This window comes from Chromatocurvus halotolerans (genome assembly GCF_004340525.1).
In the GTDB taxonomy this organism is placed as follows: domain Bacteria; phylum Pseudomonadota; class Gammaproteobacteria; order Pseudomonadales; family Halieaceae; genus Chromatocurvus; species Chromatocurvus halotolerans.
Window position 1 is genome coordinate 15,300 of sequence record NZ_SLWX01000010.1, and the last position, 25,607, is coordinate 40,906.

The 25,607-nt window shown below is 62.1% G+C and carries 22 protein-coding genes; 15 read left to right on the top strand and 7 right to left on the bottom strand.

Annotated elements, in window-relative coordinates; genetic code table 11:
* Positions 1-26 precede the first annotated feature (26 nt).
* Positions 27-1,247, bottom strand: a complete 1,221-nt coding sequence (locus tag EV688_RS11660) for an argininosuccinate synthase (protein WP_117318589.1) — start codon at positions 1,245-1,247, stop codon at positions 27-29.
* A gap of 676 nt (positions 1,248-1,923) precedes the next feature.
* Between EV688_RS11660 and pyrC the strand changes: the two genes are divergently transcribed.
* Together pyrC and rnt are read left to right on the top strand one after the other, a co-directional pair.
* A complete protein-coding gene (gene pyrC, locus EV688_RS11665; RefSeq protein ID WP_117318587.1) occupies positions 1,924-2,964 on the top strand; it encodes a dihydroorotase in 1,041 nt (346 codons plus the stop codon).
* Positions 2,961-3,602 carry a ribonuclease T gene (gene rnt, locus EV688_RS11670; protein WP_117318583.1) on the top strand — a complete coding sequence of 214 codons (642 nt, stop codon included), beginning with the start codon at positions 2,961-2,963 and terminating at the stop codon, positions 3,600-3,602. Before pyrC ends, rnt begins: the two co-directional genes overlap by 4 nt.
* 15 nt (positions 3,603-3,617) lie before the next feature.
* Here the strand turns inward: rnt and EV688_RS11675 are convergent, their stop codons facing one another.
* From EV688_RS11675 to mpl, 4 genes are read right to left on the bottom strand one after another with little or no spacing between them, the layout of a single operon-like run.
* Complete coding sequence (locus EV688_RS11675; RefSeq protein ID WP_240624384.1) at positions 3,618-4,235, bottom strand: LON peptidase substrate-binding domain-containing protein; 618 nt, start codon at positions 4,233-4,235, stop codon at positions 3,618-3,620.
* A complete protein-coding gene (locus EV688_RS11680; protein ID WP_117318582.1) occupies positions 4,232-4,489 on the bottom strand; it encodes a YkgJ family cysteine cluster protein in 258 nt (85 codons plus the stop codon). The genes EV688_RS11675 and EV688_RS11680 overlap by 4 nt, the downstream gene beginning before the upstream one ends.
* A 1-nt stretch (position 4,490) precedes the next feature.
* Positions 4,491-7,145 carry an efflux RND transporter permease subunit gene (locus tag EV688_RS11685; RefSeq protein ID WP_117318580.1) on the bottom strand — a complete coding sequence of 885 codons (2,655 nt, stop codon included), beginning with the start codon at positions 7,143-7,145 and terminating at the stop codon, positions 4,491-4,493.
* Positions 7,142-8,527, bottom strand: a complete 1,386-nt coding sequence (mpl, locus tag EV688_RS11690) for a UDP-N-acetylmuramate:L-alanyl-gamma-D-glutamyl-meso-diaminopimelate ligase (protein ID WP_240624383.1) — start codon at positions 8,525-8,527, stop codon at positions 7,142-7,144. The genes EV688_RS11685 and mpl overlap by 4 nt, the downstream gene beginning before the upstream one ends.
* A gap of 127 nt (positions 8,528-8,654) precedes the next feature.
* Here mpl and EV688_RS11695 point away from each other — a divergent pair, with 127 nt between their 5' ends.
* Together EV688_RS11695 and EV688_RS11700 are read left to right on the top strand one after the other, a co-directional pair.
* Complete coding sequence (locus EV688_RS11695; RefSeq protein ID WP_117318576.1) at positions 8,655-9,920, top strand: 6-phosphofructokinase; 1,266 nt, start codon at positions 8,655-8,657, stop codon at positions 9,918-9,920.
* Positions 9,921-10,056: 136 nt separating this feature from the next.
* A complete protein-coding gene (locus EV688_RS11700) occupies positions 10,057-10,695 on the top strand; it encodes an inorganic pyrophosphatase (protein ID WP_117318574.1) in 639 nt (212 codons plus the stop codon).
* Between the two features lie 49 nt (positions 10,696-10,744).
* Here EV688_RS11700 and EV688_RS11705 read toward each other — a convergent pair whose 3' ends face one another.
* Both EV688_RS11705 and sfsA read right to left on the bottom strand, forming a co-directional pair.
* Entirely contained in the window at positions 10,745-11,533 is a 789-nt protein-coding gene (locus EV688_RS11705) for a M15 family metallopeptidase (protein ID WP_117318573.1), read from the bottom strand.
* The gene (gene sfsA, locus EV688_RS11710; RefSeq protein ID WP_240624382.1) at positions 11,530-12,264 is read right to left on the bottom strand and encodes a DNA/RNA nuclease SfsA; all 735 of its coding nucleotides are present in this window, start codon (positions 12,262-12,264) and stop codon (positions 11,530-11,532) included. The genes EV688_RS11705 and sfsA overlap by 4 nt, the downstream gene beginning before the upstream one ends.
* Before the next feature lie 195 nt (positions 12,265-12,459).
* On the opposite strand from sfsA, the gene dksA reads away from it, so the two are divergent.
* From dksA to acs, 11 genes are all read left to right on the top strand, one after another.
* A complete protein-coding gene (dksA, locus tag EV688_RS11715) occupies positions 12,460-12,963 on the top strand; it encodes an RNA polymerase-binding protein DksA (RefSeq protein ID WP_205686666.1) in 504 nt (167 codons plus the stop codon).
* A 15-nt stretch (positions 12,964-12,978) separates the two neighbouring features.
* Entirely contained in the window at positions 12,979-13,872 is an 894-nt protein-coding gene (gluQRS, locus tag EV688_RS11720) for a tRNA glutamyl-Q(34) synthetase GluQRS (RefSeq protein WP_117318567.1), read from the top strand.
* A gap of 82 nt (positions 13,873-13,954) precedes the next feature.
* Positions 13,955-14,131 carry a hypothetical protein gene (locus EV688_RS17430; RefSeq protein WP_162883934.1) on the top strand — a complete coding sequence of 59 codons (177 nt, stop codon included), beginning with the start codon at positions 13,955-13,957 and terminating at the stop codon, positions 14,129-14,131.
* A complete protein-coding gene (locus tag EV688_RS11725; RefSeq protein WP_117318565.1) occupies positions 14,121-17,099 on the top strand; it encodes an ATP-binding protein in 2,979 nt (992 codons plus the stop codon). The genes EV688_RS17430 and EV688_RS11725 overlap by 11 nt, the downstream gene beginning before the upstream one ends.
* A gap of 67 nt (positions 17,100-17,166) precedes the next feature.
* A complete protein-coding gene (locus tag EV688_RS11730; protein WP_117318563.1) occupies positions 17,167-18,585 on the top strand; it encodes a sigma-54-dependent transcriptional regulator in 1,419 nt (472 codons plus the stop codon).
* A gap of 475 nt (positions 18,586-19,060) precedes the next feature.
* Entirely contained in the window at positions 19,061-20,347 is a 1,287-nt protein-coding gene (gene pcnB, locus EV688_RS11735; RefSeq protein WP_240624381.1) for a polynucleotide adenylyltransferase PcnB, read from the top strand.
* Positions 20,347-20,877 (top strand): 2-amino-4-hydroxy-6-hydroxymethyldihydropteridine diphosphokinase, encoded by a 531-nt coding sequence (folK, locus tag EV688_RS11740; protein WP_205686665.1) that lies wholly within the window; start codon positions 20,347-20,349, stop codon positions 20,875-20,877. Before pcnB ends, folK begins: the two co-directional genes overlap by 1 nt.
* Positions 20,874-21,560: a deoxynucleoside kinase gene (locus EV688_RS11745; protein ID WP_117318559.1), complete on the top strand. Its 687-nt coding sequence runs from the start codon at positions 20,874-20,876 to the stop codon at positions 21,558-21,560. Before folK ends, EV688_RS11745 begins: the two co-directional genes overlap by 4 nt.
* Positions 21,561-21,568: 8 nt before the next feature.
* Positions 21,569-22,360 carry a 3-methyl-2-oxobutanoate hydroxymethyltransferase gene (gene panB, locus EV688_RS11750; RefSeq protein ID WP_117318557.1) on the top strand — a complete coding sequence of 264 codons (792 nt, stop codon included), beginning with the start codon at positions 21,569-21,571 and terminating at the stop codon, positions 22,358-22,360.
* Positions 22,361-22,578: 218 nt separating this feature from the next.
* The gene (gene panC, locus EV688_RS11755) at positions 22,579-23,463 is read left to right on the top strand and encodes a pantoate--beta-alanine ligase (protein ID WP_117318555.1); all 885 of its coding nucleotides are present in this window, start codon (positions 22,579-22,581) and stop codon (positions 23,461-23,463) included.
* 114 nt (positions 23,464-23,577) lie between these two features.
* Positions 23,578-25,512 carry an acetate--CoA ligase gene (gene acs / locus EV688_RS11760; protein ID WP_117318553.1) on the top strand — a complete coding sequence of 645 codons (1,935 nt, stop codon included), beginning with the start codon at positions 23,578-23,580 and terminating at the stop codon, positions 25,510-25,512.
* Positions 25,513-25,607 lie beyond the last annotated feature (95 nt).

The window sequence follows — 25,607 nt, forward strand, 5'->3', positions numbered from 1 at the left end:
TCGCACCCCAGTGTTGGCTTGCGTCCCTACAGCATACCCCGGCCGCGATTGGCCGCGATGCGCAGGCGCAGCGCATTCAGTTTGATAAAGCCTTCGGCATCTTTCTGGTCATAGGCCCCGGCGTCATCCTCAAAGGTGGCGATGCGATCGTCAAACAGGCTGTCCGAAGACTGCCTGCCACAGACAATGACATTGCCCTTGTAGAGCTTCAGACGCACCGTGCCGTTCACGTACTCCTGCGACTGGTCAATGGCGGCCTGCAACATCCTGCGCTCCGGCGACCACCAGTAACCGTTGTAGATAATGTGCGCGTAGCGCGGCATGAGCTCATCCTTCAGGTGCGCAACCTCGCGATCCAGGGTCAGCGACTCCATGGCGCGGTGGGCGCGCAGCATGATCGTCCCACCCGGCGTCTCGTAGGCACCGCGGGACTTCATGCCGACGTAGCGGTTCTCGACGATATCATCGCGGCCAATACCGTTCGCGCCGCCCACCCTGTTCAGGTGCTCGAGCACTGTCGCCGGAGACATGGACTCGCCGTCGATGGCCACGATGTCGCCCCGCCGGTACTCAAGCTCGATGTAGGTGGGCGTATCCGGCGCGGCTTCAGGACTGACGCTCCAGCGCCACATGGGCTCCTCTGCTTCCTGCCAGGGATCCTCGAGGACGCCGCCTTCATAGGAGATATGCAGCAGGTTGGCATCCATGGAATAGGGAGACTTGGTTTTCTGCCTGGCAAAATCTACCGGGATGTCCCGCGCCTCGCAGTACTCCATGAGTTTCTCGCGGGAGGTCAGATCCCATTCGCGCCAGGGCGCGATCACGCGGATGCCGGGCTTCAGGGCATAAGCACCCAATTCAAAGCGCACCTGATCATTGCCCTTCCCGGTTGCGCCATGGGAGATAGCGTCGGCACCTGTCTCATTCGCAATCTCGATCAGGCGCTTGGCAATCAGCGGCCGGGCAATCGAGGTGCCCAGCCGGTACTCGCCTTCGTACAGCGTGTTGGCGCGGAACATCGGGAATACGAAATCACGCACGAACTCCTCGCGCAGATCATCGATATAGATTTCCTTCACCCCCAGGGCCTCTGCCTTGGCCCGCGCGGGCTCGACTTCCTCGCCCTGCCCGATATCGGCCGTGAACGTGACAACCTCGCACTGGTAGGTATCCTGCAGCCAGCGCACGATCACCGAGGTATCGAGACCGCCTGAATAGGCCAGAACCACTTTGTTGATGTCGGACATGCGTGCTCCAGAGACTTGGCGTTAAAGGGTTTCGAGTTTACCGGGGGTGGTGGGGAAATCACAGGGGGGCTGCCGCACCGGAACCTTCGCCGCTTCACCCGCCGGCGGACACGCCGAGATCCCATCCATGGGGGCTCACTCGTCGGACCTTTCACGGTGCTATCCGGTGGCGGACACGCCGAGATCCCATCCATGGGGGCTCGGCTGCGGCCGTCCTGGCCGCAGACGGTCCGCCACCGGATAGCACCGTGAAAGGTCCTTACCCCGCGCAAGATTCGGCGTGCAGGAACCACCGGCAGAGGGTTCCGGTCGAGGGTGTGGGTGGGACGGCCAATCGGGTCGCGCTTTGCGGGGAGGGCGGCAGCGGGGTTTCTGCGAGCACTGTCTGAGTTCAGCAATCGCACAGCGATTGCTGAACGAGTTGCGCAGCGGCCGCTGCCGCTCTCCCCGCAGCGACCGGCCGTCCCACCCACACCCTTGATCGGAACCCGCCCCCGCAGCGACCGGCCGTCCCACCCACACCCTCGACCGGAACCCGCCCCCGCAGCGACCGGCCGTCCCACCCACACCCTCGACCGGAACCCGCCCCCATACCCCCACAACCCGACCATTTCAGCCAACCCGCAATTGCGGTAGCATCGCCCCTCCCCGACAGCAGACCGAAAGGCCAACCCGCTTGGACTCAATCACCCTCCGCCGCCCCGATGACTGGCACGTTCACCTGCGCGACGGCGACATGCTTCGCCACACCTGCGCCGACATGGCGCGCTACATGGGTCGCGCCATCGTCATGCCGAACCTGACGCCCCCCGTCACAACGGTAGCGGCCGCCGAGGCTTACCGCGCGCGAATCGTTGACGCGATGGCAGGACTGCCGCGACAGTTTGAGCCCCTGATGACCCTGTATCTCACAGACAACACCAGCGCCGACGAGATCCGCCGCGCAGCGGAAAGCGATTGCGTGCACGCCGTGAAGCTCTACCCCGCCGGCGCGACCACCAACTCCGCCGCCGGCGTCAACGCGCTGGAGTCGCTCTATCCGATACTCGAGGTCATGCAGGAGGTCGATCTGCCACTGCTGGTGCATGGCGAGGTCACCGACCCCGAGATCGATATCTTTGATCGCGAGGCGATTTTCATCGAACGCCACCTGGCACCGATCGTGGCACGATTCGACGCACTGCGCGTGGTGCTCGAGCACATTACCACCGGGGATGCGGTGCACTTTGTCGCCGGTGCCCGCGCCGGGGTGGCCGCCACTATCACCGCACATCACCTGCTACTGAACCGCAACGATCTGCTGGTCGGCGGCGTGAAGCCTCATTATTACTGCCTGCCGGTACTCAAGCGGCAGCGCCACCAGGAGGCCCTCATCGCAGCCGCCACCAGCGCCGATCCGCGCTTTTTCCTGGGAACTGACTCTGCGCCGCATACCCGAGGCAGCAAGGAATCCAGCTGTGGCTGTGCCGGGGTCTACACCGCACACGCATCGCTGGAACTATACGCCGAGGTTTTCGAGGCGCAGAACGCCCTGCCCGCGCTTGAGCTGTTCGCCTCGCTCCATGGGCCCGCGTTCTACGGCCTGCCGGCGAATGACGATACCGTGACGCTGGAGCGAGGCGATATGCCGGTACCGGAAGAGCGGGCGCTGGGTGAGGAGACGCTGGTTCCGCTGCGCGGCGGCGAGTCCCTGCGCTGGCGGGTCGTGACCTCATGACGGAAGCGGGTAAGGACAGTCTCATCCGGCAGCGCTTCCGCGGCTTTCTCCCGGTGATCATCGACCTGGAAACCGGCGGCTTCAACTGCGCCACCGACGCCATCCTCGAAATTGCCGCCACTATCGTTCGCATGGACGACGATGGCGTGCTCGGCGTGCACCGTACCTACAGTCACAACGTGGCACCGTTCGAGGGCGCGAACCTCGAACAGGCGGCACTCGACTTTACCGGTATCGACCCCCACCACCCCTTTCGCGAGGCGATTGACGAGACCGAGGCCCTGACCGAGATCTTCCGGGTCGTGCGCAAGGAAATTCGCGACCAGGGCTGCAACCGCAGCATTATTGTCGCGCACAATGCGCATTTCGATGCCGGATTCATCAACGCCGCCGTGGCGCGAAACGAGATCAAGCGCAACCCCTTCCACCCGTTCTCGCACTTCGACACGGCTACCCTTGCCGGTCTCGCCTTCGGCCAGACGGTACTGGCCAAGGCCTGCGCCGAGGCGGGCATTGCGTTCGACAACGCCGAGGCACATTCAGCCGCCTACGACGCGGAGCGCACCGCCGAGCTGTTCTGCGACATCGTCAACCGATGGCGGGAAATGGGCGGCTGGCTGGATGCGCCGCCGGCGTAGCGAGCCCCAGGTCGACTACGCCTCCGGCGTATCGTCCTCACCGCTGATTTCGTTGAGCAGCGTATCCAGTTCCAGCATGACGTCCTCAACGCTGTCGTAGCCCAGCCAGCGGTACTTCAGCCGCTCGTCAATCGGCAGCAGCTGCAGCAGGTTGCAGGCGACCGCCCAGGCGTTCCCGTGGTCAATCTGAAGCTGCAGTTGCTCCACGTGCGGGTGAGTTTCCAGCGACTGCAGCACCGCCACAAGCCCCTCCCATTCCGGTTGCACCGGCGTTGGCGGCAGCGCCTCCCGGAAGGTGACGCTGCCCATGATAAGCTGACTGGCCAGGCGTTCCGCGCCGTGCAGGTCAAAGCGCTCACCCCCTTCTATGGTGACGCCAAGCAGGCCATTGGGCAGCTGATCATAATCCACGATCCGCGCATAGGTGCCGTACTCTCCAAGCTGCGGCTCGCCGCGACCTGCAACTTCTCCGCCGCCGCTGGTCCAGATCACGCCAAAACCGGTTCCCGATCGCGCACAACTTTTGATCATGTCGAGATAGCGCTGCTCGAAAATCTGCAGCGGCATGCGTGCATGGGGGAACAGCACGGACGACAGTGGAAACAGGGGTATATCTTCAGGGGTATCGCTCACGCGGGCTCACTCTCCAGTTCCAGGGTTTGCAGAAGCACCAGCGCTTCCTCGCGCGAACCGCCACAGACTTCCGGCTCGGCGAGAAACTGCCGGCAGAACAAGGGCCGCTCGGGCGCGCCGAACAGCCCACAACGATTGTCAGCGTCGAGGTGCACACAGCGTTCGCCGGCGGCCTTGCCATGGGGCATGCCGTGAAAAGCCTGCACGATGCGCGGCGCGATGCAGCAGGCGCCACAGCCGACGCGACAGTCCATGTCAGACCGCCTCCCTGCCCAGAGGCTTGAACAGGATAATCAGGCGCGGCAGTAACAGCAGGGCGCCGATCACGGCGGCCACCATGGCGACGACTGTCAACAGTCCAAAATACAGGCTTGGGTTGAAGTTGGAGAACGTCAACATGGAAAAGCCGATCACCAGCGTCACGGTCGTGTAGTACAGGGCGCGACCGATACTGCCGTGGCAGCGATACATGGTCTTGCGATAATCGCGATCAACGGGGAATTCACGCCGGAAGCGATAGACATAGTGAATACAGTTATCGACGCCAATCCCGACCACGATCGCAGCGATTGTGATGGTCATGATGTCCAGGGGAATGCCGAGAATCCCCATGATGCCGAGCACAAGGCCCGCGGCCAGCGTGGTCGGGGCGAGCGCCAGCAGCGCCAGCCAGAGTGATCGAAAGAGCAGCCAGAACATGGCCATAATGGCCAGGAACACGGTTCCGAGGGTCATGATCTGCGATTTGAACAGGCTTTGCAGCACGTTGTTGTAAAGCACCAGCATGCCAGTAAAGTGCACCTGCTCCGCGCTGAGGCCATCGAGGCCTGACAGTTTGTCATGCAGCTGGCGCAGGAAGACATCCCGCTGCAGCTCTTCGCTGGTTTCCTTGACACGCACCGTGATTCGCGCCTCTTCGCGCTCTGCGTCAAAGTACGGATCGACCATGAGAGCCGCGGTTTCAGGCGGAAAACTGCGCTGCACCAGCGCTAGCTCGACGCCGCCGATGTCATTACCGATCAGCGACTTGACGAGGCTGAAGGTGGTGGAGAGAGACAGCACCTTGCCGGTCTCAACGCGTCCTTCCACCTCGGCATGCGCGGCATCAATCGTGTTCATCCCCTGAAGCGAGAACCAGTAACCGGGTGTAAAGTCGCCCTCAGCTTCAGCATCGCCAAAACCACTGTCGAAGCCGTCGTCCCAGTCATCGAACCCCGCATCATCGGCAAAGTCGCCGCCTTCATTACCCGAGCTCTCGGCGCCGCTCTGCGCATTACCGCTGTTCGCAGCGAAGCTGTCCACGTCATCCGCAAAAGGATCATCCGCCGCGAGCTCCGCCGACGGCTCGGACGAAGCGCCCATGTTTTCCAGCCCCGGCAACGGCGCGTTCCTGTCGGGTGCCTTGATGATAATATCCAGCGGAATGGTGCCGCCCAGCCTGGAATCGAGCAGCTCCATGCCCTGGTAGATTTCCGTGCTTTCCTTGAAGTAGTCAATGAAGCGGTTCTCGACTTTCAATTGCGACACACCGACACCCACGAGCACGCAAAGCAACGCGCTGGTAACCAGTACGGCACTGCCGTGGCGGTCTGCGACCCCCGCCAGTCGGACCGTCAGCGGCGTGCCGCTCTCCACCGGAGCCATCGCGCGTCCCTGTGGCCAGAGCTGCATCAGCGAGGGCACCAGCGTAAAGGCGACCACAAATGCCGTGCAGATACCCACTGTCATCATCAGACCGAAGTCGATCACCGGCTGTATCGCCGAGACAATCAGGGAGACGAACGCGACCATGGTGGTGATCGCGGTGTAGAAACAGGGCACCGCCATGAGCCGGGTTGTCTCGCGGACCCGCTGGTAAAGATCGCCCTGGGGATCCTGGGCATGCAGCTCCCGGTAGCGCACCACCAGGTGAATGGACAGCGCGAGGGTAACAATCAGCAGCACGGCGACGAAGTTGGAGGAGATCACCGTCATCCGCCAGTCCAGGAACGCCAGCAGTCCCAGCATCATCGTGACAGTGACGGTACAGGTGGCCAGCGGAATCACGACCCAGCGTACGCGTCGGAATATCAGCCCGAGTACAACGACCATCACCCCGAGAATGGCGCTGCCGAAAAACACCAGATCACTGCGTACGAATCTGACCATGTCAGCAGCGATCATCGGCACGCCGCCGACAAACAGGTTGGCGTGCTCGCGGTAACGGTCAGACACATTCCGCACCGACTCGACCAGCTGCGCCTGCTGTTCGAGCATCAGGGCACTGCGCTGCTTGAAATCCTGCTCGACCCGCGCCAGCTCGCGGGCCTCCTCGTCGGAAAGGCCATCCTCGTCGCGCTGTGCGCGGAGTGATTCGCGCCGCTGGAGCAGCTCGAAATACTGCTCATCCCGCTGCAGATTGATCTGAACGGCGGTAACGCCACCATCGCTGCTCACCAGGAGATCGGCGTAGAGCGGACTGGTGGTGAACTCCTCCAGCGCCAGCTCGCGATCCACCTCAGTGTTTTCCAGTGTCGGCAGCGGCTCACCGGAGGTGACGTCCGACAGGCCCACCGGCGGGCTCTCGAGCAGCGGCACATCCAGAATTGTGGTCACCGATGACACGCCGGACAATGCTCTCAGCTCGTCACGCATTCGCCCCAGCGGCTTTAACGAGTCATCGCTCAGCAGGGGCGCCTCGGGCTGCCAGGTGATGACCAGGAACTCTTCCGCGCTGTAGCGTTTTCCCACCTCGCGAAAGAAGTCGAGTGCCGGATCTCCCTGCAGTAGCAGTGAATCGGCCGAGGCATCCAGACGGATCTTGCCGAGCTGCGTAGCCGCAAGTCCGGTAATCAGGGCCAGCAGCATGACCACCAGCACGGGACGGCGCAGGACGGCGCTGTCATAGCCTGCCATGACGAGATTTCTCATTCAGTAACTCCCTGTTGCAGCCGTTGCAGGAGCTTGCCGTGAATACCGGCGAAGCCACCATTGCTCATGATCACGATACGGTCCCCCGCGCCTGCCTGTTCAACCACGGCCGCGATCAGGCTTTCCACACTGTCGTGGACACTGGCACCGTCGTGGCCGTCCGCTACGTCATCTAAAGACCAGTCCATTCCCGGCGGCTGAAACCAGAAAACGCGATCGGCGAGGGACGCGGATGCGGCCAGCTCCGCCCGATGTCTGCCCATGCGCATGGTATTGGAGCGTGGCTCGATGAGTGCCAGCAGACGTCCTCTCTGTGGCGCGCTGTCGCGCAGGCCCTGAAGCGTCGTCGCGATCGCCGTGGGGTGGTGCGCAAAATCATCGTACACGCGCACCCCACCAATCTCACCCAGCAGCTCCAGGCGCCGCTTGACGCCAGCAAACTGCTGCAGCGCCTCGACCGCCACCGCGGGAGGCACGCCGACATGCCGCGCCATGGCAATGGCCGACAGCGCATTCTCCGCGCTGTGGCGGCCCAGCTGCCCCCAGGCCAGGCGGCCGACCGGCTGCCCCGCATGCAATATGGAAAGCGCCGCGCCGTCGGGCGTCAGCAGACGTGCCTGCCAGTCGGCGCCGGGTTCATCCCCGGCGATGGCAAAGGTCTCCACGGGCGTCCAGCAACCCATATTGAACACCGTGTCAAGCGCATCTGCGCGGCCCGGTCTGACGATCCGCCCATTGCCGGGCACGCAGCGCAGCAGATGATGAAACTGTCGCTGTATGGCAGCGAGGTCCGGGAATATGTCGGCGTGATCATACTCGAGGTTGTTGACGGCCAGGGTACGCGGCCGGTAGTGCACGAACTTGGAGCGCTTGTCGAAAAACGCGGTGTCGTACTCATCCGCCTCGACGACGAAGAAATCGCTCGCGCCCTCACGTGCGGAAACCCCGAAATTCGTCGGCACGCCGCCGATCAGAAAGCCCGGTGCGAGACCGGCGTAATCGAGAATCCACGCCAGCATGCTGCTGGTGGACGTCTTGCCGTGAGTGCCCGCCACAGCCAGCACCCATTTGTCGCGCAGGATGTTTTCAGACAGCCATTGCGGCCCGGAGATGTACGGGATGTTCCGGTCGAGCGCATATTCCACCGCGGGGTTGCCCCGCGACAGGGCGTTGCCGATTACCAGCTGGTCCGGCGCTGGCTGCAGGTGTTCAGCTGAATAGCCTGCGCACAGCGCTATCCCCGCAGCCTCAAGCTGCGTGCTCATCGGCGGGTAGACGTTGCTGTCAGAGCCCGTGACGCGAAAGCCCAGGCGCTGCGCGAGCAGGGCGATCCCGCCCATGAAGGTGCCACAGATACCGAGAATGTGGATATGGCGTGACACGAAGGTCTCCAAAAAGTGTGAAATGTTAGCACGAGTGTGACGCCTGCCCCATGTCGCCTGTGTCTGCGCCGGGCAAATCACGTATGATGTCACCCACGCTGCCGGCAACCCGCGGGAAATGGACTTCATGGCCAAGAAAAACGCTTTTTACGCGCAATCCGGCGGTGTCACCGCCGTCATCAACGCATCGGCCTGCGGCGTCCTGGAAACAGCCCGGGAGCATCGTGGCCAGATCGGCAAGGTGCTGGCCGGCCGCAACGGCATTATCGGTGCCCTGCGCGAAGACCTGATCGACACCGGCAAGGAAAGTCGCGCTGCCATCCGCGGACTGCTCACCACGCCATCAGGCGCGTTCGGATCCTGCCGCCACAAGTTGAAGTCCCTCGAAGACAACCGCGCGGAATACGAGCGGCTGATCGAAGTCTTCCAGGCCCACAATATCGGTTATTTCTTCTACAACGGCGGCGGCGACTCTGCCGATACCTGCCTGAAGGTGTCACGCCTGAGTGAATCCATGGGCTATCCGATACAGGCCATCCACGTACCCAAGACCATCGACAACGATCTGGCAGAGACCGACAACTGCCCGGGCTTCGGCTCGGTGGCCAAGTATGTCGCCATCTCCACTCGGGAGGCCGCCATGGATGTCGCGTCCATGTGCGAGACCTCCACCAAGGTATTCATCCTTGAAGTCATGGGTCGCCACGCCGGCTGGATCGCCGCCGCAGCCGGTCTGGCCGCTGAAGAGGATGGCGACGCGCCACACATCATTCTGTTCCCGGAAATCAGTTTCTCCCGCGACAGGTTCATTGCCCGGGTGAAGCGCACGGTCAGGAAACACGGCTACTGCGTCATCGTGGCATCAGAGGGCACACAATACGCCGACGGCACGTTTCTTAGCGAGGCCGGCACACGCGACGCCTTTGGTCACGCGCAACTCGGCGGACTCGCGCCCGCACTGGCGGAGATGGTGAGCACTGAGCTGGGCTACAAGTATCACTGGGCGGTTGCAGACTACCTGCAGCGCTCCGCGCGCCATATCGCATCCCAGACCGATGTCGACCAGGCCTACGCCCTGGGAAAAGCGGCGGTCGAGATGGCGCTCGCCGGCAAGAATGCCGTCATGCCCTGCATCGTTCGCGGCAGCGGCAAACGCTACCGATGGTCGGTGGGCGAGGCACCGCTGGAGCAAGTGGCCAACCGCGAGAAGAAAATGCCGCGGAATTTCATCACCCGCGACGGCTTTGGCATCACGCCTGAGGCGCGTGAGTATCTATCGCCACTGGTCGTCGGCGAGGCCTATCCGCCCTATCGCAACGGTCTGCCCCAGTATACGCGCCTGAAAAACATCAGCGTGCCCCGAAAACTGCGCAGGCGCTTTACCGTGTCGTGAGCTGCGAGGCGGGTTCGTGCGTTCTCAGCCGCGCCGCAATTACCGCGCACCGGGACAACACGTATCAGTCTGGAGATTTTAACGGCCGCCAGAGTTACAATCTGCGGCCTTTACCCCACAACAGAGAGGTCGAGACATGTACAGGAACGAACAATTCAACCGCTGGCGCCGTCACCCCTGGCACGGACTGCATGCGCGCGCCGACGGGGCGCCGGAGGATATCGTTCAGGTGTACATCGAAATGCTGCCCACAGACGTGGTCAAATACGAACTGGACAAGGGCTCGGGCTTCCTCACGGTAGACCGCCCGCAGCGCACCACCTCAAGCCCGCCGGCACTCTACGGTTTCATTCCACGCACCTACTGTGCCGAGGAAGTCGCCAACCTGTGCCCCGATGCGGATGAAGCGGATGGCGACCCGCTGGACATCTGCGTGTACTCCGAGCGCCTGATCAACCGGGCCGACATCGTGCTGAACGCACGCGTTGTCGGCGGTATTCAGATGATCGATGACGGCGAGGCCGACGACAAGATTATCGCCATTCTTGACGGCGACAATATCTGGGGCGGCGCCCGCGACATTGCGGACCTGCCAGACATCAAGGTCGAGCGACTGCAGCACTATTTCTCCACCTACAAGATGCAGCCCGGAAAAAACATCAATATCAAGGTCGATCACGTCTACGGCCGGGACGAGGCCCTCAAGGTCATCGCCGCATCCGAGAAGGACTACCACAATCACTACGGTCATCTGCTGCAGCAGAAGACAGAGTAACTCCCCCGGCTCTGCAGCGGGACCCGACCCCACGGGTCCCGCTGCAGAGTCACCCCCGTCGAATCACACCCTGTGCCCAGTCCGGCGACACGGCGACGTAACGCGCCAGCAGCCCCGACAGATCCCGCTCCACCTCATCACGACCGGCAAGCTCCACACGCTGCCATGCCCGCTGCAGTAACGCGGGCGTCAGCCTGTGCTCCAGATGGCGCGATAAAGGCGCAAAGCTGAGGTGCCAGCGCTCGGGGGCGACACCGCCACGGTCATGTGCATAGGGACGAAAGAACCCGTGTGACCGGCCACAGGCCATGCGCTCATCAAGCCAGCAATGCAGTGCATCAAAGCACCCACCGGCGCGCACCTCCGACGGGACCAGCTGCACGGAGTCACCGGCGGGCAGCGCCGCCGCATCGAAAACGTCGAGATCGGTGCCCCAGTGATGCCGGGAAGCGCCGGGCAGCGCGGAGAAGCGCAACACGGCGGCAATCCTGTCTGCGCCGGTCAGCGCCGACAGGTCCAGCAACTGCCCCCGGTCATCGTGGACCGGACGCTCACCGCGCAGCTTGCCATTCCAGATAAGCGCCTGCCTGTCGAACGAGCGGAAGCTGCTGGCAACTGCCAGATCAAATCCAGCGGCTCGGGCATCTGTCTGCAGCGCTGTGAACGCCGATGCAACCAGCGGATGCATCGCGTGCCGCGCGTCGGTCGGGCGGACATGAGAGTCATCCCTGCCAGTGAGCTGCGCATCAGTGATACCGCCGGCAGCGTCCGCCGCCGCCTGCAGGCCGGGCGCCGAAACGCCATAATGCTCCACGCCTTTCTCCCGTCCGCGCGTCATGCCGCGGAGTCCAGGCTGAAAGGCAGCAACTCGCGCACGGCAACCGCCGTCGGTGAGACGTCGCAACCCAGCGCGACAACCTCTACGCCGGCCCGCATGGCCTCCTCCAGCGCAGCGCGATACGCCGGGTCGATATCGCCGGCAACACAGACGCGGTGAATGCCGGTATGCATGGCGCAGAACACCAGGAGCGAGCGGGTCCTGGGACCCAATACGTCCTGCAGCGCGAGAACGTGCTTGCGCCCGCGACTGCTGACCGCATCCGGGAAGGCGCCCCAGCCACCGTCCCGGCAGAGCGTGACGGACTTCACCTCGACGACGACGCGACCGGCATCGCCCTCCAGCACCATATCGGCGCGCGTGCCCGGCACCACCACCACCTCGCTGCGGCAGTGCGCGTAGTCCGCAAGCCCCGGCAGCATGTCAGCAGCCAGCGCCTCCCTGACCACGGCATTGGCCCTGGCCGAGTGGATACAGACCGTACCGGTACGCGTCGCGGCGACCTCCCAGGTATGGGCGTACTTGCGCCTGGCCGAATCGCTGGTCGATAACCACACTGCGGCGCCCTCTTCGACACAGCCGGTCATCGCCCCGGTATTCGGGCAGTGAACCGTCAACTCCTCTCCGTCTGCCAGCCTGACGTCAGCAAGAAAACGCTTGTAGCGACGCAGGAGACGCGCCTCGACAAGACCGGAAAACTGCATGCCCGAATCCTTTTCCATGGTCAACATGGCGGCAGAATACCGCGTGCAAAGAACCCCTGCACAGCGTCGTGATCATCGCCCATCAGAGTGCCCTGTCTGCGCCGTAATTTTTTCTGGATCAGGGTCGAATAATCTGGTAGTTTCACCGCCCCTTGGCGTCGCAGGGTTGCTACTGACCCTGTATCCGCCAACGAAACCGAGATGTTTTGTATGGAAACCGCCATGCCAGCAAAGACAGCGACGAAAAAACCTGCAGCGGCAACAACTGCCCCTGCGAGCAAGAAAACGACCGCCAAAAAGGCACCCGCAGCCACGGATTTCAAGAACTTCGAGCCGTACAAGCCAAAACGCGGCGAAGAATACATGAGCGATGCACAGCTGGCGCATTTCAAGAATATCCTGCGCAAGTGGAAAGCGGAGCTCATGCAGGAAGTTGATCGTACCGTCATGCACATGAAGGATGAAGCCGCCAACTTTCCCGACCCGGCCGATCGCGCGACGCAGGAAGAAGAGTTCAGTCTGGAGCTGCGCACCCGTGATCGTGAGCGCAAGCTGATCAAGAAGATCGACCAGACCATCGAGCGCCTGGAGCAGGACGACTACGGCTTCTGCGATGCCTGCGGCATCGAGATCGGCATCAAGCGTCTCGAAGCGCGTCCCACGGCAACACTGTGCATCGACTGCAAGACCCTGGCCGAAATCAAAGAGCGCCAGGAAATGGGTTGAGGCCGCGCCGTGTGAATGGCAACCGCCACGTCGCACAGTACTGACAGTTACCGGGGGCGCTTTGCCCCCTCCCCTTCCGGTCCGCTGCATCAGGGATCACTGCTCACGGCTCTCGCCAGCTATCTGGATGCCCGCCACGCTGGCGGTCACTGGCTATTGCGAATTGAGGACATCGATCCGCCGCGGGAACCTCCGGGTGCGGCCGACGCCATTCGCCGCTGCCTGACCGCACACGCTCTCCACCCCGACGAACCGGTGCTGTACCAACACACGCAAAGCGCGGCCTATGACCGCGCCCTGGAGACACTTGACGCGCAGGGCTGGCTTTTCCGCTGCAGCTGCACGCGCCGACAGCTCGGGCCTGGTGGCGCCTGCGGCGGGCGCTGTGCCGACGGCGCCACCGCCGCGGCAGGCCCGACCTCGCTTCGCGTGCGGGTCACGGCAGATTTTGATGCGTTTTTCACGGACCTTGTACAGGGCGGGCAATTGCTGCAACAGGAAGACGTGCCGCGCGATTTCGTGGTGCGGCGCAAGGATGGCCTGTACGCCTACCAGCTGGCCGTCGTGGTCGACGAGGCACACCAGGGAATCACCCACGTTATCCGGGGCATGGACCTGCTGCCGACCACGTTCCAGCAGCGCTATCTGCAGCAGGCGCTTGGGCTGCCGCTGCCGGCTTACGGGCATATTCCCGTCATCACGGACACCACGGGCCGCAAGTTGAGCAAACAGAACCGGGCACCGGCCGCAGACCTTGCAAGGCCACTGGCCAACCTGCAGCAGCTGCTGCAGCTGCTGCGACAGCCCGTGCCGAAGGCAGACACGCCGGAGGCGCTACTTGAGGCCGCGGCAAAAGGCTGGGACAGGGAAGCGCTCAACGGTATGACACGCCTTGTCGTGACGCAGTGATCCGGGGTTGGCCAGGGCGCTGGCTTTACCCCTCCGGGGCCATTGCGTAGACTCCGTTTTCCCTAACGCGAGCTCGACGCCCATGTATATCGACCGCGCCCTGCTGCTGGTGTTTGGCCTTGCGCTGGTGTTCTTCCCGACGCTGGAGGGGTGGGTATTTGCGGATGCAGAACACTGGTATCGACCGTTTCTGATCTGGTTCGGTGTCGTGCTCGCCGCCTTCTGGAACCAGTATCGCCGGGGGACTGATGAACTTTAGCCCCGATCAGATCCTGCTCGCCACGATCGCCTACCTCTTCGTGCTGTTCATGGTCGGTTACGCCGGTGACCGCGGGACAATTCCCTCGGGAATCATCCGCCACCCGGCCACCTATGTGCTTTCCCTCGGCGTCATCGCTGGCGGCATGGCGAGTAACGGCGTGCTGGCCCTGGCGGCAGAGTACGGTTTTCATTTTCTCCTGTACTACCTGGGTATTGCACTGATGTTTCTCCTTGCGGTGCTGCTGCTGCGGCCGCTGCTGCGACTCTGCAGGGTTCATCACCTGGCATCGCTGGCGGACGTTCTCACGTTCCGGTTCCGCAGCCCGTGGGTAGGCGCCGCGATCACTCTCGCGATGTGCTTTACCCTGCTGCCGCTGCTGGCCCTGCAGATCCGCACCGTAGCCGACAGCATACAGGTGCTGTCGGGCAGCAACGCCGACACAATGGTCGGCACCCTGCGCGGCGAGGGACTGGCGTTTCTTTTCTGCCTGATCATCACGATTTTCGCGATTCTCTTCGGCACCCGCAACGCAGCAAACCCCAACCACAATCCGGGCCTGGTTGCCGCTATCGCGTTCGAGTCGCTGGTGAAGCTGTTCGCGCTGCTGGCGCTTGCCGCTATTGTTGTTGCCCAGGTTTTTGGTGGCCCGGCAGGGCTGCAGGACTGGCTCGCCTCACAGCCCAGTGCACTGCCTGACGCCGGTGAGTCCCTGTCGGCTGTCGCGGCACGCACCATGCTGCTGCTTTTCTTTGCAGGCGCGGTCTGCATGCCGCACATGTTCCACATGGCCTTTGCCGAAAACAGCAACAGCCGGCACCTGCGCGCCGCCAGCTGGGGGCTGCCACTGTATCTTCTGTTGCTGGCCCTGCCGATCCTGCCGATTCTCTGGGCCGCCGTTGCCTCGGGACAGAGCGCACCGTTCGAATACGCCGGCATCGCCCTGGGACTGGCGCTGCACTCGCCCGCAGCGAGCGGACTCGCCTTCGTCGCCGGGCTGTCGGCGGCAAGTGGCGTGATCATCGTCACCACCCTGGCACTCGCCAATATGTGTCTGAACTACCTGGTACTCTCCAACAACCTTCTTCGCCGTTTCAGTGAGCAGAGTCTTTACAAGCAGCTGAAATGGATGCGCCGGGTGCTCATCACGGCGCTGATCCTAGGCGGCTATACCTTCTATATGCTCCTCAGCGGCGCGCAGTCATTGCCACAGCTGGCCATTCTTGCCTTCAGCGGCACCCTGCAGTTTTTTCCCGCCGTGGTCTTCACACCGTACTGGCCAAGGGCCAACCGAACGGGATTGCTCGCGGGACTGGCGACCGGACTGGCAATCTGGTTCGTCTCACTGCCGCTGCCGGTGCTGAGCGACAACACGCTGGGACTGACCGCGGATGACGGCAATGCCTGGGCCATGCGCTGCCTGGTTGCGGTGCTGGCAAACACCGCCGTCTTCATTGTGGTTTCCCTGCTGACACCGCGCTCCCGCGATGAGGCCATCGCCGCTGAAATCTGCTCGATGGAGTCCCGCATCAGACCCTATCGCCGCAGTCTGGTGATCAACAGCGCCGGTGAATTCAGCGCCCGACTGGCCCCTGCACTGGGTGACAAAACGGCTCAGGCGGAGGTTGAGCGTGCGCTCAACGAGCTGCGCTTTGACGCTCGCGAGGCTCGTCCCTACGCCCTGCGACATCTGCGCGCGCGGATTGAGGCCAATCTCTCGGGCATGCTGGGACCGGCTGTGGCGCTGGACATCGTCGACAGCTGTCTGCCGTTTGCCAGCAGCTACGCGGCGGCAGAGGACTTTACGCTGCTCGAGCGCCGCCTGGAAAAGGCCCAGGGCCGCTTTACCGGGTTGGCGGCAGACCTTGACAATCTGCGGCGGCACTATCGACAGACCCTTGACGAACTGCCCGTCGGACTGTGCTCCCTGGGAGGGGACGGCGAGGTACTGCTGTGGAATCGCAGCATGGCGGAACTCACCGGCATCAGTGCCGACACGGCCGTAGGCTCGCGCTGGCGATCCCTTCCCCCGACATGGTGCAACGCGCTATCAGCCGTGCTGGACGAACAACCGGATTTCATCATCAAGCGCGAATTGCCCGGCGAACAGGGCGCCTCACGCTGGATCAGCCTGCACTGCAGCCGGCCGGTGGCAGGCAGCGATGATCAGCTCGTGCTGCTCGAGGACATCACCGATTATCAGCGCCTGCAGGATGAGGTGCTGCACAATGAACGTCTCGCCTCCATCGGACGACTCGCAGCGGGCGTTGCCCATGAAATCGGCAACCCGGTCACGGGGATCGCCTGCCTTGCACAGAACCTCGGTTACAGCGAGGACCCGAGCGAGATCCGTGAGGCCGCCGACGACATTCTCCGCCAGACCGAAAGAATCTCGCGGATTGTAGAGTCCCTGGTGAATTTCTCCCATCTCGGCTCAGGTCGGGGCGACCTGCGCGCAGAGCCATGCAACCTGGCGGACTGTGTCGACGAGGCCATCCACCTGCTGTCACTGGATCGCGATGCCCGCCCTGTGGCGTTCAACAATACCTGCGACCGCGAGCTGCTGGTGCTGGGTGATAATCAGCGATTGCTGCAAGCCTTCATCAATCTGCTGGGCAACGCGCGCGATGCGTCGCCGCCAGACGGAGAGATCAGCATCAGCGCGGCGAAGCAAGGCAGCGACGACAGCGTACTCATCCACATTGACGATCAGGGACACGGCATACCGGCGCACCTGCTGCAGCGAATCATGGAGCCTTTCTTTACCACCAAGGACGTCGGCCAGGGCACCGGCCTGGGACTGCCGCTGGTGTACAGCATCATCGAGGACATGGGCGGTTCCCTGCGCGTGGAAAGCCCGGGGCCCGATGAAACATGCAGCGGCACCCGTGTCACGCTGCGTCTGCGACTCGCACACTACGCGTCGGCTGCAGAGCTCATGGCGATGGCGTCCGGGGCACCCCATTGACCCGGCAACTGGATAAACACACCGGTAAGCGTTATGTTGTCCACCTATGCGGTAAGGGCAGATCTGTATGCACCAGATACTCGTAGTCGAAGATGAATCTGTTATCCGTGGCGCTTTACGACGACTCCTGGAGCGCTCCGGATACACGGTTGAGGAGGCAGCCTCGGTTGCCGAGGCCGGGTCGTACAACCTCGCCGACTTCGATCTGATCATCAGCGACCTGCGTCTTCCCGGCGCTCCCGGGACCGACCTGATCCGCAAGGGCGGCAAGGTGCCCGTACTGATCATGACCAGCTACGCCAGCCTGCGCTCCGCCGTTGACTCCATGCGCATGGGAGCGGTGGATTACATTGCCAAGCCGTTCGATCACAACGACATGCTGAATGCCGTGAAGCGCATCATCAGCGATCATCCGCAGCAGAAAGAGCAGGATCAACCGGCCGCGGCAGATGAACCGGGGGGAACATCGGAGCTGGTGGGCAACTGCGCCGCCATGCGAAAGCTCATGCAACACATCGAAAAATTCGCACCTACCGAATCGACGGTGCTGGTGCTGGGTGAAACCGGCACCGGCAAGGAACTGGTTGCCCGCAGCATACACCGGCTGAGCCCTCGCGCCGGCAAACCGCTGGTCTCCGTCAACTGCGCGGCCATACCGGAAACCCTGATCGAGTCAGAGCTCTTCGGTTACGAAAAAGGCGCTTTCACGGGAGCCAACACCAACCGCACCGGTCTGATCGAGGCGGCAGACGGCGGCACCCTGTTTCTCGACGAAATCGGGGAACTGCCGATGGAAGCGCAGGCACGGTTGTTGCGATTCATACAGGAAGGCGAAATCCGCAGGATTGGTGCAGTCGACTCACGACAGGTCAATGTCAGGCTGATCTGCGCCACACATCGTGACCTGCATACACTCGCTGCAGAGGGCTTGTTCAGACAGGATCTCTACTACCGTATCAATGTCCTGAGGCTGTTCCTGCCGCCGCTGAGGGAGAGAGGCAAGGATATCCTCTACCTGGCCGAAACCCTGCTGGAGAGGCAGATCGAGAAATTGAAGCGCAAGCCGATTGCACTGTCGCCACGGGCAATACAGGCGATAACCACCTATCAGTGGCCGGGCAACGTGCGCGAACTGGAGCACGCGCTCGAACGCGCCGTGATCCTCACGGATGGGGATGAAATTGATAATGAGGCACTCGGCATTGACCTCGAACTGGTCAATATCAATCGCATCCGTGGAGAACGCTTCAATCCGGCTGCAGCCAAGAAGCGTCACGCCAGTCATAACATCACCAGCGATCCGCAAGAGGATCTGTCCCTTGAAGACTACTTCCAGCGTTTCGTTATCGAGCACCAGGACTCCATGAGCGAAACGGAGCTGGCCCAGAAGCTGGGAATCAGCCGGAAGTGCCTGTGGGAAAGACGTCAGCGCTTTGATATCCCGCGCAAGAAATCTGCCAGCAGGGTAAAGAAAGCGGCGTCCTGAGCGTTACTCGCCGATTGCGCTGTAACAATACGCAGTGAATAAAGGTAACAAAGCACCCCCCCTGCACACATTCGAAAACATCTAAAAAATCCTAAACCACTGTTTTTAAAAGATTTATCCGATAGTGGCACAAGCACTGCAGTGTATTGTGGTGTAAGCAAAAATAACAATAAGACTGCATCAATAACAATAATGATGATAACAATGGACCTGGATGGGGAAGTCTTCTTCCCCTCGTTCATTTATTAAAACGCCTTGTAATAATGCCTGTTCAATAACGCTAAAGACATCTTCAGGATTCGAGAATAACCACAAGCAGAATCATGACGACCTGCACGGGGCAAACCGCCCCGTGGTTCTCCTACTGACAACACCCCGGGTACGAATTCCGGTGCAACAACACACCGCACTGGCAGTCAGGCTTCCCTGTGATACCATCTGGTGTTTGACGCCCACAGCCACGAGATTCTCCCGCTTGAAGGTCATTCCGCGCACCGAGCACTGCATTTCCCGCCGCAATATCAGCAGTAGCGCCCTCAAAGTCATGTCGCGATTGCGGAAACAGGACTTCGAGGCCTATCTCGTTGGCGGCGCTGTTCGCGATCTGCTGCTGGGAGGCCATCCCAAGGACTTTGACATAGCGACCGACGCCACGCCGGAAGACGTCCATAACCTGTTCCGGAACTCGCGCATCATTGGCCGACGCTTTCGCATTGTCCATGTCCGCTTCGGGCGCGAGATCATCGAGGTGACAACGTTCCGTGGTCACCACGACAGCGACGGGGATAGCGATACAGCCACCGATCAATCCAGACAGTCCAAGCGGGGGCTGCTCCTGAGAGACAATGTTTATGGCACCCTGGACGAGGATGCGATTCGCCGTGACCTGACGATCAATGCACTGTACTACTGCAGTGAAACCTTTGCTGTTTACGATCACGCCAAGGGCATGCAGGACCTGGATGCCAGACGCGTACGAATCATCGGCAACCCCCTGCAGCGCTATCGGGAGGACCCCGTGCGGATGCTGCGCGTCGTTCGCTTCGCCGCAAAACTGGGTTTCAGTATCGAGCACGACACCCAGAACGCGATTGCCGAGGGCGCCGCGCTGCTCAACGATATCCCCTCTGCCCGACTGTTCGACGAAATTCTCAAGCTGTTCCTGGCAGGCCACGCCGCCGCCACCCTCGACCTGTTGCGACAGCATCGCCTGCTGCAGCACCTGTTCCCTGAGCCGGCACACCTCATGGACCGCGATCCTCGCGCGGCAGCCCTTGTGAGCTGCGCCATGGCCAACACCGACAAGCGTATACGCGCCGACAAGCCCGTGACGCCGGCGTTCATCCTGGCCGCGATACTGTGGCCGGTGGTTGCACTGCGCGCCGAGCAGCTTCACGATCGCGGCGAACCGCGTGTGCCGGCCATGCATAGCGCCGGCCAGCAGGTGGTGGCGGAAGCCTGCCAGCGCGTTGCCATCCCCAAGCGCTTCAGCCAGCCCATGCGCGAGATCTGGGAATTTCAGGACCGGCTCGAGCGACCACGCGGAAAAAAGGCCGCGGAACTGGTCGAGCACAGGCGCTTCCGCGCGGCCTACGATTTTCTGCTGCTACGCGAAGAGGCAGGAGAAGAGTGTGATAATCGCGGTCAATGGTGGACAGACTTCCAGACACTCGACATGGATGCTCGCCTTAAGAAGCTGGACGATGACGCCGTGACGACCCACGGACGGCGCAGCGGCAGGAAAAAACGCGCCGCGCGTTGATGATGCTGCGCTGCTTCGTCGGTCTTGGCGCCAATATCGGCAACCCCCTGGAACAGCTTCGGGAGGCCTCAGAGGGGCTGCGCCGCCATGGCGAGTTGAAAAATGTTGCCGTATCCGCAGTCTATCGCAGCCGCCCCATGGGACCACAGGATCAGCCGGATTACCTGAATGCGGCCGCCCGTTTCGATACCGCACTTACAGCGCCGTCTCTGCTGCGCGAACTGCAGTCGCTGGAACGCCGCGCCGGACGTGTTCGAAGCCAGCGCTGGGGGCCCCGGACGCTGGACATTGACCTTCTCCTGTACGGTGACGAGTGCATCAACAGCGACCAGCTGATCGTCCCCCACCCCGGCCTAGAACACAGGGTCTTTGTGCTCGTGCCTCTGCTGGAGCTGGCCGGCGCGGAGTTCCGCCTGCCCGGCGGCAAACGGCTGAGCCACGCGCTCGCACACTGCCCGGACAGCCCCATGGAGAAGGTTGCAGGACCGAGCCAGCTGCTGGCACCGCAGCCAGGATACTGCCAGCCATGAGTGCCAGTCAGAATCAGATAGCAGGCGTGGACCTGCGCGGGCGACGGCCGCCGGGCTACATTGCCGTGGAGGGGGCCATCGGCGTCGGAAAAACCACCCTGGCGCGCAGACTGGCGGCCACCTTCAACTATGAAATGCTGTCTGAGGATGCCGACGAAAACCCGTTTCTCGGGAAGTTCTACAACAATCCACGTCAATCGGCGCTCGCAACCCAGCTTTTTTTCCTGTTCCAGCGCGCTCAGAAGATCGCCGACCTGCGGCAGCGGGATATTTTCCAGCCGGTGCGGGTAGCAGACTTCCTCATCGAGAAGGATCCCCTGTTTGCCCGCATCACCCTGGATGCCGATGAATACGCCCTTTACGAGAAGGTGTATCAGCAGCTCACTATCGACGCGCCGGTGCCGGATCTGGTGATCTATCTTCAGGCGTCGACGGATATCCTGCTGCAGCGCATAGAGCAGCGCGGGATCATCTATGAGCAGCGCATCGATAATGCCTACCTGGAGCGGCTGAACGACGTGTACAGCCAGTTTTTTCTGTACTACGATAAAGCGCCGCTTCTGATCGTCAATGCCAGCGCGATCGACCTCGCTGACAGCCAGCGCGACTACAGCCAACTGGTGGATTACCTGCTCGATATCCGCAGCGGCCGCCACTATTTCAACCCCACATTTTTCGGATAGGCAGCGCCATGGCGAGGGTCACGATCAGCACGCTCAACAAGATGAAGGCGAAGGCCGAGAAGTTTGTGTGCGTTACCGCCTATGACGCCACCTTTGCCTCACTGGTCAGCGCGGCCGGCGCCGAGACAATCCTCGTTGGCGACTCCCTCGGTATGGTGCTGCAGGGCCATGACAGCACGGTGCCGGTCACCATCGACGACATGGCCTATCACACCGCCTGCGTGGCACGTGCGCAAACCGAATCGCTGCTGATCGCCGACATGCCTTTCATGACCTACACCACGCCGGAACAGACACTGCACAATGCCACCCTGCTGATGCAGGCGGGGGCGCAAATGATCAAGATGGAAGGCGGTGTCTGGCTGAGTGAGAGCATCAGCATGCTCGTTGAGCGCGGCATTCCCGTCTGCGCGCACCTCGGCCTGACGCCGCAGTCTGTCAACGCGTTCGGCGGCTTCAAGGTGCAGGGCCGAACCCCCAAGGAAGCCAAATCGATTCTCGCCGACGCCGTCGAAATCCAGGATGCAGGCGCAAGCCTGCTGGTGCTCGAATGCATTCCCGCGGCGCTGGCGGCCGACATCAGCAGCAAGCTCGACATCCCGGTGATCGGTATTGGCGCCGGCGCCGGTACCGATGCGCAGGTGCTGGTGCTCCACGACCTGCTGGGCCTGTCAGCGCGCACGCCACGCTTCGTTCGCAACTTCATGCAGGGCGAGGACAGCGTGCAAGGGGCTCTCGCCGCCTTTGTCGCGGCCGTCAAGTCGGGGACATTCCCCGCCCGGGAGCACACCTACGAATAACGGCGGCGGTGACCCGTATGCGTGAAAATAACCGCTTTTTATAACCAAAATACTCACCACGCGCTTCTTTTGGTAACAAAATACTGCTCCCGTCCGCCCGTTGTGCGTATTGCCCGGACACAGGGCTTGCGGCATACTCGGCTCTCCCTGAGGGGAGACGACACAATACCGGGGTCGCAACAGGCCTCTTCCCTGACCGCAAGCGGGGGCGTTACACCATGCGAACAACTGGCAACAAGGGTCAGCTGCAGGCGCGACTTTCCGAGGTTCGCAATAAAGGGCAGCGGATTGCATTTGTACCGACCATGGGCAACCTGCACGAGGGTCACATCCAGCTTGTGCGCCGCGCCCGGGAAAAGGCGGATGTCGTTGTCGTCAGCATCTACGTGAACCCACTGCAGTTCGGTGCTGGAGAGGACCTCGAGAACTACCCGAGAACACTCGCTGCCGATAAGGAGAAGCTCTTCGGTGAGGGCGCGCATCTGCTTTATACCCCCGATACGGCAGACATCTACCCTGAAGGCCTGCAGCGCCACACACAGGTTGAAGTGCCCGATCTCTCCGAGACGCTGTGCGGCAGCAGCCGGCCCGGGCATTTCAATGGCGTGACCACTATTGTGGCGAAGCTGTTCAACATTGTGCGTCCGGACATCGCCCTGTTCGGCGAGAAAGATTTCCAGCAGCTGTCCATCGTCCGCAAGATGGTCACCGATCTGTGCATGCCAGTGGAGGTCATCGGGGTGCCCACGGTGCGCGACATCGACGGACTTGCGCTGAGTTCCCGCAACAGCTACCTGTCGCCGGCACAGCGACGCATTGCCCCGCTGCTGCATGAGACCCTCGCCAGCTGCCGGGACGCGATAGCCTGTGGCTTTGACAACTTCCTGCAGCTCGAGTCGCATGCGCGCATGAAGCTTCTGCAGGCAGGGTTCACACCCGACTACTTCGCCATCCGCGACGCACACACGCTGCGCAATGTCACTGAAGACACCGAAGAAATCGCCATTCTCGCCGCAGCCAGGCTTGGCAGAACACGACTCATCGACAACGTCCGACTCAGCCTCAATCCCGCGTCCGACTGGGGCATGCTCGCAAGCCCCTGACGACCCCGTGCCGCAGTCATCGGCCAGACTGTGGCAGCACTGCGGACAGGATCCTTGCGCTCCCGGTCAGGAGCACTATCATGGCCGCATCACGTTCCCGCAGGAGATCCGTACATGTCTGAGTTTCCCGTCCATCCGGTTCCGGAATCCTTCAAAGGCGCGCACATTACGGCAGACAACTATGCGGCCATGTACCGTGAGTCCATCGAGGATCCCGCGACGTTCTGGGGCGAGATGGCGACGCGCTTCCTTCACTGGCACCAGCCCTGGAATGAGGTCGTCAGCTATGATTTTCCGAAGGGCGAGGCGGCGTGGTTTTCGGGCGGAAAACTGAACGTCTCGGTCAACTGCATCGACCGTCACCTGCCGGAAAAAGCGCAGCAGCCAGCTATCATCTGGGAGGGCGATGACCCCACTGACAGCCGTATCATCACCTACGCCGAACTCAAGGACGCGGTGTGCCGGCTTGCCAACGTGCTGAAAAGCCGCGGCATCCAGCGGGGGGATCGCGTATGCATCTATATGCCCATGATTCCCGAAGCGGCTTTCGCCATGCTGGCCTGCACCCGCATCGGCGCCATTCATTCGGTGGTGTTTGGCGGCTTTTCACCCGAGGCCCTCAAGGACCGCATTCTCGACAGCAGCTGCAGTGTCGTTATCACCGCCGATGAAGGTTTGCGGGGCGGCAAGCGTGTCGCGCTCAAGCGCAACGTCGACAAGGCTCTCGATGCCTGTCCGGACGTCCACAGCTGTATTGTTGTCGCTCGCACAGGTGCAGAGGTCGACTGGCATGACACACGTGATGTTGACTACAGCCAGGCCAGCGCTGCCGCGGACAGCGACTGCGAAGCGGAGGTCATGGACGCAGAGGACCCTCTCTTCATTCTCTACACCTCGGGATCCACCGGAAAGCCCAAGGGGGTGCTGCACACGACGGGCGGCTACCTGCTCCACGCCGCGTCGAGCTTTCACTACGTATTCGACTACCGGGATGGCGAGGTTTTCTGGTGTACCGCAGATGTCGGCTGGGTCACAGGACACAGCTACATTGTCTATGGGCCTCTGTGCAACGGCGCGACGACAATGATATTCGAGGGCGTCCCGACCTATCCGGACCCGGGCCGCTTCTGGCAGGTGATCGACAAGCACCAGGTCAACATTTTCTATACCGCGCCCACGGCCCTGCGCGCTCTGCATGCGGTCGGCGACGAGCCGGTGAAACGCACATCGCGCTCCAGCCTGCGATTGCTGGGCTCTGTGGGCGAACCCATCAACCCGGAAGCGTGGGAATGGTACTACCGCGTCGTTGGCGAGTCCCGCTGCCCGATCGTGGATACCTGGTGGCAGACCGAAACCGGCGGCATGATGATCACGCCCTTCCCCGGTGCAACCCCGCTCAAGCCGGGCTCTGCCTCCTTCCCCTTCTTTGGCGTGGACCTGGCGCTGTTGAATGAGGAGGGCGCTGAAATCGAGGGAGCCGGCGCCGGCTACCTGGTAATCCGCGCCTCCTGGCCGGGACAGATACGCACAGTCTACGGTGATCACCAGCGCCTCATCGACACCTATTTCAGCACCTACCCCGGTTACTATTTCACCGGTGACGGCGCCACGCGTGACGAAGACGGCTATTACTGGATTACCGGTCGCGTGGACGACGTTCTCAATGTCTCCGGCCACCGCATGGGCACTGCAGAAGTCGAGAGCGCGCTAGTGCTCCACGACAAGATTGCCGAAGCTGCGGTGGTGGGCTTTCCCCACGATATCAAGGGCCAGGGGATCTACTGTTATGTCACGCCGATGCAGGGCGTGACGCCCGATGATGCCCTGAAGGCCGAGCTGATAGCACTCTGTGTCGAAGAAATCGGACCCATCGCAAAACCGGATATCATCCAGTGGGCGCCAGGGCTGCCGAAAACGCGTTCCGGCAAGATCATGCGCCGTATTCTTCGCAAGATCGCCGAAAACGAGCTGGACAGTCTCGGCGATACCAGCACCCTGGCGGATCCCGAGGTTGTGGAGTCCCTGATCGCCGAACGCCAGTCGCACTGAGCCGCCCATGAGCGTCCCGGGCACAGAAAGCGGGGACAAAAAAAGGCCGGCCCGCTATTACCGCGGCCGGCCTGTTTCCGTTTGCTGTCTGGAAC